12 protein-coding genes are annotated in these 16,764 nt (G+C 41.9%); 1 reads left to right on the forward strand and 11 read right to left on the reverse strand.

What is annotated here, in order from left to right:
• The 5 genes from VB732_RS13245 to VB732_RS13265 all read right to left on the reverse strand — a co-directional run.
• The coding region (locus VB732_RS13245; RefSeq protein WP_323231303.1) for an NB-ARC domain-containing protein at nucleotides 1-2,184 on the reverse strand (2,184 nt) is incomplete at its 3' end.
• Nucleotides 2,181-2,564: a toll/interleukin-1 receptor domain-containing protein gene (locus VB732_RS13250; RefSeq protein WP_323231304.1), complete on the reverse strand. Its 384-nt coding sequence runs from the start codon at nucleotides 2,562-2,564 to the stop codon at nucleotides 2,181-2,183. The genes VB732_RS13245 and VB732_RS13250, both read right to left, overlap by 4 nt.
• Nucleotides 2,565-2,845: 281 nt before the next feature.
• The gene (locus VB732_RS13255; protein ID WP_323231305.1) at nucleotides 2,846-4,777 is read right to left on the reverse strand and encodes an ABC-F family ATP-binding cassette domain-containing protein; all 1,932 of its coding nucleotides are present in this window, start codon (nucleotides 4,775-4,777) and stop codon (nucleotides 2,846-2,848) included.
• A 71-nt stretch (nucleotides 4,778-4,848) separates the two neighbouring features.
• Entirely contained in the window at nucleotides 4,849-5,265 is a 417-nt protein-coding gene (locus tag VB732_RS13260; RefSeq protein ID WP_323231306.1) for a DUF1824 family protein, read from the reverse strand.
• Between the two features lie 199 nt (nucleotides 5,266-5,464).
• Nucleotides 5,465-6,313: a prohibitin family protein gene (locus VB732_RS13265; protein WP_323231307.1), complete on the reverse strand. Its 849-nt coding sequence runs from the start codon at nucleotides 6,311-6,313 to the stop codon at nucleotides 5,465-5,467.
• A 374-nt stretch (nucleotides 6,314-6,687) separates the two neighbouring features.
• Between VB732_RS13265 and VB732_RS13270 the strand changes: the two genes are divergently transcribed.
• A complete protein-coding gene (locus VB732_RS13270) occupies nucleotides 6,688-8,229 on the forward strand; it encodes an NAD(P)/FAD-dependent oxidoreductase (protein WP_323231309.1) in 1,542 nt (513 codons plus the stop codon).
• On the opposite strand, the gene VB732_RS13275 is transcribed toward VB732_RS13270, so the two are convergent.
• The 6 genes from VB732_RS13275 to VB732_RS13300 all read right to left on the reverse strand — a co-directional run bounded on the left by VB732_RS13275 (nucleotide 8,216) and on the right by VB732_RS13300 (nucleotide 16,197).
• Nucleotides 8,216-8,890, reverse strand: coding sequence for a hypothetical protein (locus tag VB732_RS13275; protein WP_323231310.1), 675 nt, complete (start codon nucleotides 8,888-8,890; stop codon nucleotides 8,216-8,218). The two genes, VB732_RS13270 and VB732_RS13275, sit on opposite strands and share 14 nt — an antisense overlap.
• Nucleotides 8,891-9,379: 489 nt before the next feature.
• Complete coding sequence (locus VB732_RS13280; protein ID WP_323231311.1) at nucleotides 9,380-9,838, reverse strand: hypothetical protein; 459 nt, start codon at nucleotides 9,836-9,838, stop codon at nucleotides 9,380-9,382.
• A gap of 27 nt (nucleotides 9,839-9,865) precedes the next feature.
• Nucleotides 9,866-11,704 (reverse strand): bifunctional serine/threonine-protein kinase/formylglycine-generating enzyme family protein, encoded by a 1,839-nt coding sequence (locus VB732_RS13285; RefSeq protein WP_323231312.1) that lies wholly within the window; start codon nucleotides 11,702-11,704, stop codon nucleotides 9,866-9,868.
• Nucleotides 11,705-12,691: 987 nt separating this feature from the next.
• Nucleotides 12,692-12,904, reverse strand: a complete 213-nt coding sequence (locus VB732_RS13290) for a hypothetical protein (protein ID WP_323231313.1) — start codon at nucleotides 12,902-12,904, stop codon at nucleotides 12,692-12,694.
• 354 nt (nucleotides 12,905-13,258) lie between these two features.
• A complete protein-coding gene (gene galT, locus VB732_RS13295) occupies nucleotides 13,259-14,359 on the reverse strand; it encodes a galactose-1-phosphate uridylyltransferase (protein ID WP_323231314.1) in 1,101 nt (366 codons plus the stop codon).
• Entirely contained in the window at nucleotides 14,338-16,197 is a 1,860-nt protein-coding gene (locus tag VB732_RS13300; RefSeq protein WP_323231315.1) for a glycoside hydrolase family 2 protein, read from the reverse strand. Before VB732_RS13300 ends, galT begins: the two co-directional genes overlap by 22 nt.
• Between the last annotated feature and the right edge of the window lie 567 nt (nucleotides 16,198-16,764).

Here is a 16,764-nt window from a genome sequence, read left to right on the forward strand (position 1 = left end):
CAGGGCTTGGGCGCGAGACCACTCAGACTGAATCGCAAGCGCCGCCTCTAGGGCTTGTGGCAAAAACTCGGCGGGCAGTTTGTCGGCTAATGCTCTCAGGGCTTCGGCGCGATACTCCTCAGACTGAATCGCCGTGGCGGTGGCGAGTGCTTCTGATAGTGCTAGTTTTTTTAAATTTGGCGGTAAATAGTTGACTAGCTCTGCTAGGGCTTCTACTTTTTCGTTTGGCTCTGGTTTTTGCAGAGCGTAAGCTAGTCCTTGTTCAGGAGTCCACAGATGTTTTTTGACCAATGCTACCAGCAATTTACCTGGTATGTTAGCTGCCAAACTGTTCACGGATGCAGTAATCAAAGCATAGCGACACTGCCAACCCACAACTTGCGGCTGAGTTGATTCATTGCAATTCGTTTGTGCTAATTCCCAAGCACGAGAAATATCTGTGATGTAACCCGCAGTTTGTCCTAATTTTTCTCGCGTTTCATACCAACCATTGTTGCCAGTTACCAACTCTTCCCGCAATAACTGGTGAATCTTTTCAACCTGTCCAGCTTTATCTAAATGCCAAACTAAATGCTGATGAATATAACCATCATCGGGCAAGCTATGCCATAAATTATTTTCAGTTTTCTGCCGATACTTCTCTAACAAAGCGACGTGAGCCTTGGCAAGGGAAATCCCTAGTCCTGGTAAATCACCTCGACGCGGTTGTGGGGGAGCAGTTAACAAGTTCCGTGCTAAGTCGTGGAATAAGTCATGTAGGCGATAGGTAAGCGTACCATCAGCAAGAGGAACACCAATTAATAATAGGGCTTTACTTTGTAAATCTTTTAATGAATCAGAGGCATCGCGCTCATCTGCAATATTCCAAAGTGTTGCTGTCATTTTGGGAGTAATACTTACATCTTCAGGTAACACCCCCAACCAAGTAAAGTATTCTTTATCCTCTGGTGACAATCGCTTTATGCTCAAATTCAAAGATGCAGTTAAGCTGAGGCGTTTTAAACTTGCTTCATCAGTAATATCTTTTGCCCCTGGTCTATTCAATGTTTTTAACCGAGCAATTTCTTGTTTAATATCTCGTAACAAGTCTGTCCAAGTTGTACCACTAGTAACTTGGGCAGCTGCTAGTTCTAACGCCAGAGGGAGATAACCAACGCCTTCAGCTAACTTTTCTGCTGATTGACGTTCTTTACCTGAAATCTCCCGTCCTAAATTCTTCGTCAGCAATTCCATCGCTTGGGTTGCTGTCATTATATCTAGACTGTAGGTGCTGGCTTTTAATGCGTCAGCAATTGCCCCTTCACGAGTAGTTACTAAAACTTGACACCGCGCCCCGCCAACATTAAACGCTTGTGCATCTTTGGTATTCCAAGCATCGTCCACCACTAGCAGCACAGCTTTGTCATAAAGCAGAGTCCGCAAATGGGTAGAAGCAGCTTCTGCACTGGTAGGTTTAAAGCTATAGTCTCCTAATGCCTGCACCCAGCCACTAAGTAAAGAAAGCACATCAGGTTGCTGGCCTAATGTTGCCCACAGAATACCGTCACAAAAGCAAGTTTGTATTTCTGCATCATGGGCTAAAGCTGCGGCTAAGGTCGATTTACCCACAGAACCCAAACCGTGAATTGCAGTAATTACCAAAGCACGATTATCTGATGATGACTCTGTGAGGAGACGCGTTTTTAAATCATTGCTGTACTCTGGGCGTTCTACAAAGTGTGTGGGTAAGGGTGGCGCTTGCAGGGGACGGTAAACAGAATGAGCAATATTAGTATTAAGGGGATAGTGCTTTTTGAGTGCAGCAATCAAATCCTCAAGTGCTTTTGCAGGGTTTTGCCAATAAAGAGCAATACATTCATCAAAGCTCAATCTCTCTACATCAGCATCCTGTTCTATTTGGATACAAAAAACTCGCGTTTGTCTACCAGAAGTCTGCTCTCTGGCTGCGTTAACAATCCGCGATGCCCAACGGGTTCCCAATGCTCTACTAGTTCCACAAAATACCACTGCCCCGCCAGTACTCAGAACTTTTGAGACTTCCTCGGTGAATGACTCCCCCACCATGACAGTTCCGCGATGTACTACCTCATAGCCAGCCTCGCGGATGGGTTTTGCCAATTCTTCTGCTAAATCTTCTTCTTTAGGATGATGGGCAATGTAAACCTGCCAGTTTCTCTCACTCATTTAATTGCCCGCAGCAATTGAGATACGCCTTTTGACCAGTCATTAACTAAATCTGCATATTTAATATCAGCTAGAATAGTAGGCAGTTCCCCACCTGTGAGCAAAATTGGCAATACCTTTACTTGGTGTCCTGACAATTGTCGATCTAACACTGACATCCACTCACGGTTTACCCAAGGCGACATACCAGACGAGGAGTAACACAGAACTAAATACTTAGATCCTTCTAGCCCTTGGTCAACACGCTCAACAATCGAATCTCCTACGTCTATCTTCCATTCATCAAACCATACTTCATGCCCAGCATCACCTAATTCATTAGCCAGCTGTTCAGCTTGTTGAGCATCACTTTTACGATGACTGATAAAGACATTGGGCATGGTTAAATTCTCGACTTGAATGATATTAATTTCACATTTTAGTTGGTATATTGATCAATTAAATTTCACATCTTACACTGAGCGAATGGAAGCACCGGGCGAATGGAATTCGCGGCTACATAGACAAACAACCCACCTCTCCTGCGGAACGCCAAGGGCGAACGTGGGTTTCAAACCTTCAATTTTTCCTTAGTCCGCGGAGGCGGACTACCCTGCGGGAAGCCGCAAAGCGTCTATGTTTGTGTAGCCGCGATTTCTAATCGCCAGATATTTGTAAATCATCAAGACTCCATCTCTGCCAATTCTAACCAGCGTTCAGTAGCCACATCGATCGCGTGCTTGAGCTTTTCCACATGATCGTACAATTTCTGCACTTGGCTATAATTCCCCGGCGCAACATTCGCTAGTGTTTTCTCCGTTTCCGCTTTCTCAGCCTCTAACTCGGCAATTTTCCCTTCCAACTGGTCAAATTCCTTCTTTTCCCAATTAGATAATCTCCGCCGCTTGGTATTCTCTCCATCCTTGGGTGAAACCACACCATTATTTTGGACTTCGACATTTTTAGGCTTCTCCTTAGCGTTCGCAGCTTGTTGCTGTGCCTCTTCAGCCTTCTTATAGTCCAGATAAATTGAGTAATTACCTGGGTATTGCCGGAGATTACCGCCTTCCTCAAAGGAAAATACTGTGTCGATGGTGCGATCAAGAAAGTAGCGATCGTGAGAAACTACAATTACACAACCGACAAAATCCTCTAAATAATCCTCTAATACTGCCAATGTCTGAACATCTAAATCGTTTGTCGGTTCATCTAAAATCAAGACATTGGGCGCACTCATCAAAACCCGCAACAGAAATAAACGGCGTTTTTCCCCACCCGAAAGTTTATTAATTGGGGCATACTGTTGATTACCAGGAAACAAAAAACGCTCTAACATTTGCGAAGCAGTAATTTGAGTTCCATCGGTAATTTTGATAAACTCTCCTTCTTCTTTGATGTAGTCAATCACGCGCTGATTTTCGTTTAAAGCTGTGAGCAATTCTTCAGAATGCTGGTCAAAATAACCGATGTGAATTGTAGTCCCAATTTCTGCAATACCTGAATCTGGCTTAATCTGACCAGTAATAATATCCATTAAAGTGGATTTACCAGCACCATTAGCGCCAATAATACCGATGCGGTCTTCTGAGCTAAATTCGTAGGTGAAGTTATTAATCAGAGTACGTCCATTGTATGCCTTAGAAATGTTATTTAATTCAATAACCTTTTTGCCAATGCGACGACCAACTGTAGAAATATCAACTTTACCCTGAACTTGTTTAAATTCAGTATCCCGCAGAGCATGAGCGCGGTCAATTCTCGCTTTCTGCTTGGTACTTCTGGCTTTTGGCCCTTTTTTGAGCCATTCTAACTCGCGCCGCAATAAGCCTTGATGTTTCCGTTGACTACTTACGGCAGATTCTTCAGCTAAAGCTTTCTTTTCGAGGTAATATGAATAGTTACCTGAATAGGTGTAAATGTCGCCTCGGTCGATTTCAACGATCCGATTGGTGACACGATCTAGAAAGTAGCGATCGTGAGTAATGAGAAAAAGTGCGCCACGATAGCGATTTAAATAACTTTGTAACCATTCCACAGAAAGAGCATCCAGATGGTTTGTCGGCTCATCCATGAGCAAAGCATCGGGTTCTGCTAACAATGCTGATGCTAAAGCAATACGCTTGCGATAGCCTCCAGATAAAGTGCCTATCTTGGCATCAAAGTCAGAAATTCCTAATTTTGTGAGAATGATTTTAGCGTTGGTTTCTAATTCCCAAGCACCATTTGTATCCATCTTTTGCATCACCACAGAAAGGCGAGACATCAGTTGACTATCATCTGGATAATGAGCTAATTTATCTGAGAGTTCTTCATACTCACGCACCAAAGCCGTATGTTCGCCACTATCAGCAAAAACTTGCTCTAAAACTGTGTGATTTTCATCTAAATCTGGCTGCTGGGGTAAATAGATAATTTTAGAACCAGAGTTGATTATAATTTGACCACTATCAATGGATTCTAACCCAGCGATCATTTTTAATAGGGTTGATTTGCCAGAACCATTAGTACCAATTAAACCAACTTTATCGGTAGCATCGAGGCTAAAGCTGGCATCTTTTAAAACTTCTTTGATACCAAAATCTTTTTTAACCGACTGTAGTGTAATAATACTCATAAAATCTAGTAATTTTTCATTGACCGTTAGTTAGTAGGTAAAGTACATACCTTACCTACATTTGCCGAATTCTATACAAATAAATCCAAGGGGAGATGTCCATACATTTCGTTGATTCCGTCTTCGTGGTAAGACTGACAAGACACTAATACGCCACGATGATGTCCAGAGTATGAATCGAGATAACACAAGCCATTTTTTCCATTTAATTTGATATAAACTGGCCCTTCAGGTGTTAGCAAATTGTCTGGTGGTTCATAACCCAAAGCCAGAGAATAGGTCTTCATTGCCAATATTCCTTCTTCTGCTGTATCGGCACAAATTCCTAAAATTTGGTAATCAGCAAGCTTGGTGATCAAAATTAGGGCATCACGAATTACTACTTTTTCTGAGGGTTTGAGGATGGGCGCAATGTCTAGGCAGTTGAATTTATTCAGTAGTTTTTTCGCTTCTTCGGCGGTGAGATTTTGAGGATTGGGGGTTGACATAAACTTCGATTATTGACTTGTTGGTTTTTCGATTGTGTTGGAGTTGGTACTAGCCCAACTTATACTATTTTGGATTTTAGACTTCGGCTACGCTCAGTCGAACGATTTTGGATTGTAAATCGTCCAAATGTTATGGAATTTGTATGAGGTCAGAGCAAATTCCATAATTTTGGACTTTATTATCTAATGCCTACTCTTTTTACGGTTGATTTTGGACATTTCCAAGGTTAAATATGAAGGGGACACCGCCTTTTGAGTCACCACCCATAACGAGGACTTTGGGCATCTGAGCGCCGCCACTTCTCCAAGCTTCAATTGCTTCTTTTTGCAGAACTAACTGCCCTCCTTGGGCTTTGAGCGTCTCTGCTAAGAGCCTTTGAGCTTCTGCCCTACCTTTGGCGCGATTCACATCTGCTTGTGCTTCTTGTTCTGCTTCCCGTGCTACATAAACGGCTCTTTGCGCTCGTTGTTCAGCAATTTGTTTTTCTTCCACAGCTCTGGCAAATTCTGGCGAGAATGCTAAATCAACTACGCTAGTATCTAACACAATTATCCCATATTTGTCTAAGCGATCGCCTAGTGCTTCATCAAAGTCTTCTTTCAACTCACTTCTTTTGGTAATTGCTTCTTCTACTGTTCTTCTAGCTGCTGCAATTTTAAAGGCTTCTTGTGTCTGTGGTGCAATGATTTTCGATACAATATTTGCTAAGGTTCCTTGTTTCCTTCTAACTTCAACTACCTTGATGGGATCGAGGCGAAAGTTAATCGCAAATCTCGCAGATAAATTTTGCAAATCTTTAGTGGAACTCTCTGCTGGCACTTCAAATTTCTGCACAGTCAAATCATACACATCTATCACTGAGATAAAAGGCGGTTTTGCATGAATCCCTTCCAATAATGCCCCATCTCTCGCTTTACCCAAAATGCTGATCACTCCTGCTTGTCCTGGGTTAATAATGATAAAGGAATTTAGTCCCAGAACCACTAGTGTTGCTAACACAATTCCTAAAACTGTGCTTTGCCAATTTCCAAATTGCTGATTTTTCAAATTCCTTTCTCCAATATGAATTAGTCATTGGTCATTAGTCATTTGTCATTAGTCATGAAGAGTTATTATTTTTCTCCTTGTCTTCTTTTTCTAGTCCCCAGCGATGCACTGAGCAAGTCGTTGTGTCCCCAATCCCCAATCCCTAGTGCTAAGTCAGAAGCTTTACTTTAGCTTGGCTAAACTCAGTTACTAGTTTAAGCTTCTCATTAGTCTGTGTGAATCAACCCTTTAATTTCAATAACGCAGTACTGGCGGTTTTATGTCCATGCTTAGTGATGATATTAACCAATTAGGGCGGTTTATGGACGGGAAAGCGAATGATATCATCCAAGTTTCCCCGACTGTTTTAATTTATTCTTGCAAACATCAGAGATATGCAAAACACAGATGTAGTCGTCATTGGTAGCGGTATTGGCGGTTTGAGTTGTGCTGCTGTTTTGGCACGGTATGGCTTTAATGTGATAGTTTGCGAAAGCCACTCCATTGCTGGAGGCGCTGCTCATGGTTTTGAGCGCAATGGGTTCAAATTTGACTCAGGCCCGTCTCTCTACTCTGGACTGTCTTACAGCCCCTCTGCCAACCCTCTGCGACAAGTGTTAGATGCAATTGGTTCTGAATTACCATGCATAACCTACGATACTTGGGGTTGTTGTGTACCAGAAGGTGATTTTGATACGTCGGTTGGCGCGGAGCAATTTTGTGAAGTGCTGATGAAATTTCGGGGACATGATGCTGTAGCTGAATGGCAAGAACTCCAGCGCGTTATGGAACCATTCGCTAGTGCAGCAACTTCCATACCACCAGCCGCCTTACGCTTTGATTTTGGTGCAGCTAGAACTGTGGGCCCATTTATCCCATCTCTGACAAAAAATCTGGCGAATATAATTAAGCTGACGGGCCCCTTCAGCCGGATTATGGATGGTGTTGTTAAAGATCCTTTTACCCGAAACTGGCTGAATTTGCTGTGTTTCCTACTTTCTGGATTACCGGCAGATGGCACTAGTGCCGCAGAGGTAGGATTTATGTTTGCGGACTGGTATCGCCCAGATGCAATCCTGGAATATCCCATTGGTGGTAGTGGTGCTTTAGTTGACACCCTTGTACAAGGATTGCAGCGTCACGGTGGGAAGCTGATGCTGGGTGCTCATGTGGAAGAAGTGCTTGTAGAAGGTAATCGTGCCGTGGGTGTGCGTCTGCGCGATCGCTCCGAAATTCGCGCAAAACGGGCAGTGATTTCTAATGCCTCGGTTTGGGACACGCTGAAGCTCTTACCAGAAAAGGCAGTACCCAAAAACTACCGCGCTAAACGACAAGCTACACCTGAGTGTGATAGCTTTATGCACCTGCATTTAGGCATTGATGCTCAAGGATTACAATCAAATTTGCGGTGTCATTACATCGTAGTCAATAACTGGGAATTGGGCATAACAGCACCTCAGAATGTTGTAGTGATATCAATCCCTTCAGTTCTCGATCCATCCTTAGCGCCAGCAGGTAAACACGTAATTCATGTTTATACACCTGGTAATGAACCATACTCTATCTGGCAGGGAATGGATAGAAGAAACCAAGAATATGCTGAAAAAAAGCGATCGCGTGCAGAAGTAATGTGGCAAGCTTTAGAACGGGTTATTCCAGATATTCGCTCTCGTTGCGAAGTCACACTTGTTGGTACACCTCTAACTCACGAGCGTTATCTCCGCCGTCATCAAGGTTCCTACGGCCCAGCAATTCAGGCTGGAAATGGTATGTTTCCTGGCCCCAGCACACCCCTACCAGGATTGATGTGCTGTGGCGACTCAACATTTCCCGGCATTGGTTTACCCGCAGTCGCCGCCAGTGGGTTGATTGCTGCCAATACCCTTGCACCAGTTAATAAGCATTTAGCCATGCTTCAAGATATCAAGTGTATTTAATTTTTCGAGTATAAAATCTAGTTGCCAAGAGAGCCGCACCCACTGCCAAAACTGCTAGTACACTATCAGATTCGGGTACGGCAGCAACTTGAGCATCAATTCGTGCAGTTCCAGCAAATAAACCTGTCAATTCAGGATTCTTTAATATCTTTGCAAACTCTGGAGAAACTAGCAATTTAACATCAGGGATGGTTAAATTTTGGCCATCAAATTCCACAGGTTCAGGAAGACTCAAATCAAACAAAATTGTATCTAAAGAAAAGGTGTCTCTTAGAACAAATCCGCTAGCATCTTTGGTAGTACGTCCCGAAGCAAAACCAATTGAAAACTCACCAACAGTAATTTGATTATTAAAGGTAACAGTACCAGCATGTTCGATTGTCCCTGAGAGCGGAGTAAAACCGCCCTCGTCGCTAAAAATGAAGTTAGTAGCTGAATCGATGTTGAAGCCAACTAAATAATTGCTAGGAATTGGGGCAACTGTATTATTCTTATCTGTCAAGGTTAGCCCGATACTTTGAAGAATATTTTCGTGATCGCGATCGATGCTGGTAACTCCTGATATCACTTTAAAAGTTGCAGCTTCTACCTCTATGGGTGTAATTGATATAAATGCTGCGGCAGTGCAACTAAGAATCCCTGCAAACTGAGAAAAACGCATATATATCCCTGATGATATTTGTAACTTATTTTATCTAATAAAATCTTCTTTATTAATCTACAAACTTATGCATTGCCCCTAAAAAACTGCTCTGAAGAGATAAAAGAATACTTGTTTAAAATTTTTATGAGGAAAATGTCAAGTTAATAGCAAAATTTAAGTCATACAGTTATGAGTACAAAGTAAATAGGTGGGCACAAATAAATTGCACTGCTCAAAATGAAGTACAAGACATGACTAATAAGGCATTATGGATAAAAATTTATAAAAATATAGTTACGTTTAATTATGCCCAATCCTGATTGTTTAGCCTTAAAACTAGCAAGATGATGTGGTTAAATATAAATTTTCTCTATAATTTTCGATAAGATTAGGTTAAGAAGCAAAGCACCATCTGTCTTAAGGTTTTCACATTGATTTGAAAGCAATTAACACATTGGTTATTGCAAAACACATAGTTGAATTTACTCTCATCGGCTTACTTTTCGTTCACAGACTTGCTCGAAGCCACCAGCTTATTTTCTCTAAATTAGAGTCTATTTCCTGCCAAAATTTTGCTGATGAGTCTGCTTCTCTTGCTACTGCAAATATTTTATCTATACTATCAAAGTTTTTTTGAATCAACTGTTTGTCTAATTTAGTAATATCTAATTTAAAATATTTCAAACGGTTGGGTAACTCTACTTGCTCTTTGGTTGGCAAACCAATATGTTCAACTTGTTCTAGAATTTTATCTATTGATGCAATTACTTCTTTAATACTCGGTTTTTTAATTTGTAATTTTAAATCTTTTTCTTCAAAGGCTTCTTCTTGATTGCCTAACTTTACCATTACAATTTTGACGAAGAAAATATTGTAATCAACCGCACTAACTTCACCCACTTGATTATGATATTTTCCAATTTTATTAACAAGTACTATGTCACCTTTCTCAATTCTTGCTTTCACAATTTTTACAGCCTCTCAATTAAATTGCTAAATAATCTCCTCTACAGAAAATACTACTCTAAAGCCACAAACCCTCAGTCCACCGTCTGACTCATTCCAGCTACGGCTGGCGCTGCGACACAGTTCGGCGTTGAAACTCCAAGAACCACCGCGTAGCACCCGGCGATTAATGTCACCGCCAACTTCCCAAGCTGTTCCATCTGAAGGTGCATCGCTGTAATTGTTGTGCCACGAATCAGCGCACCATTCCCAAACTAGCCCGTGCATATCGTACAATCCAAAGGCGTTGGCGACTTCAAAACTACCGACGTTTGTTGTTTCTTTACGGAATTTGTTTTTTGGTTCGATAGTGCAACTAACTAACTCAGAGGTAATGGTTTCGCCAAAGTGGAAGGATGTTGTAGTTCCAGCCCGACAAGCGTATTCCCATTCAGCCTCACTCGGTAAACGATATTCGCGTCCAGTTTTTTCTGATAGCCTGAGACAGAATTCTACAGCCTCATACCAGGATACATTTTCCACTGGTCTATCTAGACCTTTGAATTTTGATGGATTGGGATTTAAAGCTTGTTTGACTTTGGGTAAAGCTGCTACTACTCTCCACTGTGCTTGAGTTACAGGAAATTTCCCCATAAAAAATGGTTCAACAGTAACTTTATGTCGAGGACGTTCGTCTGCATCTCCTTCAAACTCTGGTGAACCCATCATGTAAGTACCGCCAGGAATCGATACCATGTCTAATGTGACAGATTTACCCAATTCTTCGGCAAAGAAATTTGCATTACAACTCATGCGATTTACTTCTCTACCACTTGTATCTACTGTCACTACGTCAAATTTAAAGGTTTCTAAGGGAGGTAATGGTACTATTACTTTTTGTGGTAGCGGCGGTAATATGGGTTGAGACATCGAAGCAATTTTCAGGGCAACAGGTTCAATGTCCGATGTTGTAAACTTTAAATCGTTGATAACTTCTACTGCTGTTTGATACCTCTCGCTCGGTAAATGTTTTAGTAGTTTATCTAAAATTTCCCCTAATTCATCACTGATAGTAATACTTTTTTCTTGCAATCGTTCGCGCCACATCCATTTAGCATTCATGGCATCATAAATAGGGTCATTAACCTGTCCAGAAGCATCCTGTAAAGGTAAACATCTAGTTAAAAGACGCACGCAAGTTACACCCAAAGCATACAAATCGCTGCCGTGACAAGCAAATCCAGCCATTTGTTCAGTCGGGGCATAACCAAGGGTATAAATTACTGTAGCTTGTCTTCCTAAACTGGTTTGTGTTACCTGTTTAGCACCGCCAAAGTCAATTAATACGGGTTTTTGATCGCTTGCACGGCGGATAATATTTTCTGGTTTAATATCTCGATGAATGACGTTATGGGCATGAATGAATTCCAGAACTGGTAATAAATCAGCTAAAAGTTCCCAAATCTGTTTTTCACCATAAACTTGCTGCTGAACTTCTTGTAAGAGAGTTTTTCCTTGAATAAATTCTTGAACAAGATACAAACTAGTACCTTGTTCAAAATAAGCTAATAATCTCGGAATTTGAGTATGATTTTCTCCGAGTTCATACAACCGAAAAGCCTCTTCTTTAAAAAATTCTGCTGCTTTGGTGCGTTGTCCGGTTCCCTGAAACTGCGGGAAGAATTGTTTGATGACGCAAGGCGCGTTTAGTCTGTCTACATCTTCTGTAGCATAAGTTCTACTAAATCCACCTTCACCTAAGAGTCTTAATACACGATAACGGTTTCTTAGAAGTTTGCCAAAGTTGCTTTGTCCGCAACTTACACAAAATCTATTGCTATCAGAGTTGAATGGATTTGAGCAATTGGGATTTTGGCAAATTTGCATAATGAGGGGAAAATAGCATCTTCTCCAAAGTTAGCCCTAATATTATCTAATTGAAAGCAGTGATGTAGAGAAAGGAACACGGAAGTTTATTCATGTGCTTAAAAAGCTTCTTACACACAAGGACAAATGGGGAATTAAAGTTTAAGAGAGTTACATTAGAGAATTAAAACCCCAAAGAAAATTGATATTAGCATTCTAGGCTTGCTGCAACGCATCTATATTTTAATATAGATGTTGCTGACTATCCTACATTCCGCACTTTAAACTGTCACATATCAATAAAAGCCGATGAAGTAAGTGGTAGTAAATGTAGCAAGTAATTTAGAATATCTGTGTTGTCATCACATTTCGATTTATTATCAATGTGCGTATATGAAAAATAGAATGTATATTACCAAAAACAAATAGAAGTTGATAGTCTCATAGTTGCTGACTGTGCTTTATATATCAATAAGTAGGTAGGGATAATTAAATATAAGATAATATCGTATCCGGTTAAATAATGGTCATTGCGAACATTCCACTTCGTTACATTCGCAATGATATATCATATCAAGTTTGGGTAATTACTCATAATAAAATCTATCTATGTAGGTTGGGTTGAACCACAGTGAAACCCAACATGAACATAGAGCAAATGTTGGGTTTCGTTCCTCAACCCAACCTACAGATATTGTAAGTGTTTAACCGGAGATGATATATAGGAATCCGGTTTGATTTATGAAAGCAATTAGGTATTGTAGGGTGCGTTAGGATGAAGTCCGTAACGCACCATTCTTAAGGGTTTGGTGCGTTACGCTGTCGCGCTAACACACCCTACGTGTCTAAGTATCTGTTCAAAAATCAAATAGGAATCCTATATATAAGATGTCATTACAAAGAACGAAGCAATCTCAGTCTTTGAGATTGCTTCGCTCCTTTCTACGAGATGCACTTGCATTCGTAATGACGGAAGATATTATATTTATTTACCTCAATCTACTTACTTCAAGTTTGAGTGTTTGATTTTTCATCTGGGCGTTCAGTAGCAGGAGGATACTTAACACTTTCTTCGGCTCTATGGACTTCTGTGTTAGTTTGCTCCTCAGATAGGAGATCATCAGGATTTAATGATTCATCACCAGCATCATCAATTACTCCATTGGCATTAATATTAGGTTTATTGGAAGTGCTTTTATGGCTAGCATGTCCACCGGGCATAACTATGACCTCTCATTTTTATAACTAAACACTTCTAGCCTAAACTCTTGAGTTTGGATAAATACACTACCAGAAGGCTTATAGCAAAACTATTAGAATCCAGTCTGAAGTTATAAGAATGTTAGCCAAAATAGGTAATATGAATGTTGTATATATTGGCTCAGTATCGATCAGTTATAGTAATTCGTAATTATAAAAGGATATTTTATTTTTTCTCAGCGCTCTCTGTGCCTCTGTGGTTTAAAAATAATTTATTGAACCACAGAGGCAAGGCAGCGCGGTCTTGGGGGTTTCCCCCATGAGCGACTGCCGCGCAGAGAACACAGAGTAAAGAGCTTAAAGAAGAATTTATTATCACACCGAAATTGGTTCTTCGATATTTACTACTACGGCTTGTAGTTCTTTCGCTTTCTCTTCTGGCAAAGCATCATTAGCAAACATCCCTGCTGCAAGTTCAGTTCCCGCCAGATACTTTAGCCTTTCGCTTGTTCGGTATGGTGGAAAAAACTCGGCGTGTAAATGCGCTTCTGGATGGTCTAAACCGTCAGTTGGTGCTTGGAACCAAGCCATTAAGTAAGGAAATGGGCGATTCCACAAGCCGTCATACTTGAGGGTGACGGTTTTTAATGCTTTAGCAAGTCCTAAGCGTTGTTTTGGGGTAAGTTCTGTAAAACTGCTAACTGGCTGAATTGGGGCAATCCAAACTTCATAGGGATAACGGGCGCAGACTGGGACAAACGCGATCGCATCCTCATCTTGATAGATAATCCGTTGATTGTCTGCAATCTCCTTCTGAATCAAATCTTGCAGTAAACCCCGTTGATGTTCTTGATAATACTGCTGCTGCATTGCCAGCATCCGCGCTGGTACGGGTGGGACGAAAGGATAGGCGTAAATTTGCCCATGAGGATGATGCAAAGTTACACCTACTTCCACACCCTTGTTTTCAAAAGGCAGTACATATTGAATTTTGGGATTTGCTCCCAATACGCGGGTGCGATCGCCCCACACTGACAAGAGTAAATCAAGGTGTTCCAGTTCCAGAGAACTAAGGGAAGCTTGGGCATTTTGAGTAAAAACAACCACTTCACACGCCCCATTCGCAGGCAATGTTTCCACAATACACTGTGGCGGGTCGTGTGCCGCTTCAGCCATCGAAGGAAAGCGATTATCGAAGACCACCACATCATATTTACCTTGGGGAAGTTCTGTAGGAAACTCCGGTTTAGTAGTAGGTGCGAGGGGATTATATTCTGCGGGTGGCATGAAAGTCCGCCCTTGACGGTGAGAAGCATAAGCAACCCATTCGCCGCGTAAAGGATGCCAGCGCAGGTGGGGATTTGCCTGCACTGGTTCATTACTAGGGCTAGTGGCGATGATATTTTCGGCGATCGGATATCGACTGTATAAGGTCAGTGGGCGACCATCGGGCTTTAACAGCTTGTGGGAGTACATAATCCTTGTCCTGAAAGGGTTGCAGCGCGAATCGCCTCAATGGGGAATTTCGGCGTGCGATCGGCGTATAGTAAACCGTTAGCTTCTTGGAAAGTATCTGTAAATTGGGTGTAGCAAAATCCGCTAAACAACTCGACATCATTAATCGTTTTGAGCAGATCGGCGTATTTCATTTCTAGCTCGGAAATATTGGAGCAACGCTCATATCCCCAAGCTTTATCTTCATCGGGGGCACCAACAGGGGCATAAGCAATGCCACCAAATTCAGTTAGCATCACTGGCTGTCCCTGATGCGGAAAGTTATCCAGTGTCAGAATGCGCCCTCCAGGACGCTTCCGGTCGAACAAATCTGATAGCTTGACTTCCGGCCCATAGCGATGAGCTAACCGTTGTGGTTGAGTATCGTAGTCATGAATAGCCAGAATATCTGTATCCGTACTTTCCCAGCCATCGTTGCCAATCACTGGGCGGCTTGGATCGAGAGTTTTAGTTAAGTGAAACATTGCTAAGACGTAGTTACGGTGTGCCGCACTCTCAACTAGATTCGGAACTCCCCAGGATTCATTAAATGTTACCCAAGCTACGATACAGGGGTGACTAATATCCCGCTTAATGACCTCAGTCCACTCTCGTGTTGTGCGTTCCACCGCTTTAGGTGTGAAACGATATGCACTAGGCATCTCTTCCCATACTAACAACCCCAGCACATCCGCCCAATATAAAAATCGCGGATCTTCAATTTTCTGGTGCTTACGGACTCCGTTAAAACCCATTGCTTTGGCGAGTTCCACATCGCGGCGCAATGCGCCATCGTCCGGTGCTGTCATTAAGGAATCGGGCCAGTAGCCTTGATCCAAAACTAAGCGCAAATAATAAGGACGACCATTGAGCATAAAGCGATCGCGCTGTATCCCCACAGTCCGCATTGCTGTATAGGATTTTGCTTCATCCAAAAGTTCATTTTTATACCACAATTCAATATGGGCATCCATTAAAGTGGGCTTTTCTGGACTCCACAGCAATTCATTGCGGTAGTCATCGATACCTGGGTCGGAAAGGGAGATGCGGCGGCCAATCTCTCCGTTAAACACTTCGTAGGTATCGTTAGCCAGCACGTTATTGCCAATGCTCAGTTTTACCTTGATTTGGATACCAGCAGGGGCATCACCTGCGATCGCAGCATAACAACCAACTTCCCAGCGCTCGAAATCGGGACTCCAGCGAATACTTTCGATGTAAGTTCTACCTACGCGCTCAATCCAGACTGTTTGCCAAATCCCACTGGTGCGAGGATACCAAATACTGTGGGGTTCCAACTGCCAATCTTGCTTTCCTCTAGGCTTGGCGAGGTCACAAGGATCGTCTTGGGCCCACACTGTTACTTTCGTTATCCCACTGTCATTTAAAGCTGTGGTAATATCTAGTGAGAAAGAAGTATGTCCACCTTCATGCTCTGCCATGTATTGGTCATTGACCCATACACGGGCATGATAGTCTACTGCCCCAAAGTGCAGTACTAATCTGCCCTCACCTTCAGGCGTTTCAAATTCTCGCTCATACCAGCAGTTTGGATGAAAACCTGTATCACCAATACCACTTTTGGTAGATTCGGGAGCGAAGGGAACTAATATATCATGTGTCCAATCTCTAATATCGCCTGGTTGAGTGCATCGCCCTTCATCGTCAAATGCAAACTTCCACAGACCGTTTAAATTTAGCCAGTGCGATCGCTGTAACTGTGGACGTGGATACCCAGCTTCTGGGAAGCTAAAAACCCTTTGATTATCGGTATTAGACGGTAATTGAACTTTACGATTTTGTATATCCAACAAATTCATTAAAACCTCTTATGTAATTGCAATAGAATAAATTCTTTGCGCCTTCGGTTTAGACTAAACTAGGCTGTTTTGAGACATTCCAGGAGTTTGTTCTCCTTATTCGGTAGGCAGTACAACTTTATACTTGTACTTACACCACACCATTTATCGCCTAACAGTAAACATAAAATACATCAAGCGCCCTAGTATTGGGGCCATAAAATTAGGTATAGACTGTTGACTCGTGACATTATGGCATACATATAGTGAATATTTGCCAAGTAGTCAGGAAAAAACTATCTAAGCTGTTCCTAATTTAAACTGCATAAGCTGGGCGCTCATATTGCCCACTCTCCAGAGTTACGTTTAATTCTGTTATACAAATTACTAATTGTATTGCCGGAAAGTTTTTTAACCAATTTTGAGCGTTTAAGTCAAGAGCAACTAACAAGCGGTAAACCTTATTATGTGGTCTCTCTTGCAAAACCCCCACTATATAGCGTTTAGTCGGAACGCTATATTTTCGTTACAGAACTTAACTATGCTAGCGTAGCGGTAGCAAATCCGCGAGCGTAATGACGAATTATT

It is taken from the genome of Nostoc sp. UHCC 0252, assembly GCF_034931145.1.
GTDB lineage: Bacteria > Cyanobacteriota > Cyanobacteriia > Cyanobacteriales > Nostocaceae > Nostoc.

Bases quoted from the DNA above. Each gene is read 5' to 3' on its own strand.
- VB732_RS13290 (WP_323231313.1), bottom strand. From the start codon at position 12,904: ATGCCCGGTGGACATGCTAGCCATAAAAGCACTTCCAATAAACCTAAT.
- VB732_RS13270 (WP_323231309.1), top strand. From the start codon at position 6,688: ATGCAAAACACAGATGTAGTCGTCATTGGTAGCGGTATTGGCGGTTTG.
- VB732_RS13260 (WP_323231306.1), bottom strand. From the start codon at position 5,265: ATGTCAACCCCCAATCCTCAAAATCTCACCGCCGAAGAAGCGAAAAAA.
- VB732_RS13275 (WP_323231310.1), bottom strand. From the start codon at position 8,890: ATGCGTTTTTCTCAGTTTGCAGGGATTCTTAGTTGCACTGCCGCAGCA.
- VB732_RS13285 (WP_323231312.1), bottom strand. From the start codon at position 11,704: ATGCAAATTTGCCAAAATCCCAATTGCTCAAATCCATTCAACTCTGAT.
- galT (WP_323231314.1), bottom strand. From the start codon at position 14,359: ATGTACTCCCACAAGCTGTTAAAGCCCGATGGTCGCCCACTGACCTTA.
- VB732_RS13300 (WP_323231315.1), bottom strand. From the start codon at position 16,197: ATGAATTTGTTGGATATACAAAATCGTAAAGTTCAATTACCGTCTAAT.
- VB732_RS13250 (WP_323231304.1), bottom strand. From the start codon at position 2,564: ATGCCCAATGTCTTTATCAGTCATCGTAAAAGTGATGCTCAACAAGCT.
- VB732_RS13255 (WP_323231305.1), bottom strand. From the start codon at position 4,777: ATGAGTATTATTACACTACAGTCGGTTAAAAAAGATTTTGGTATCAAA.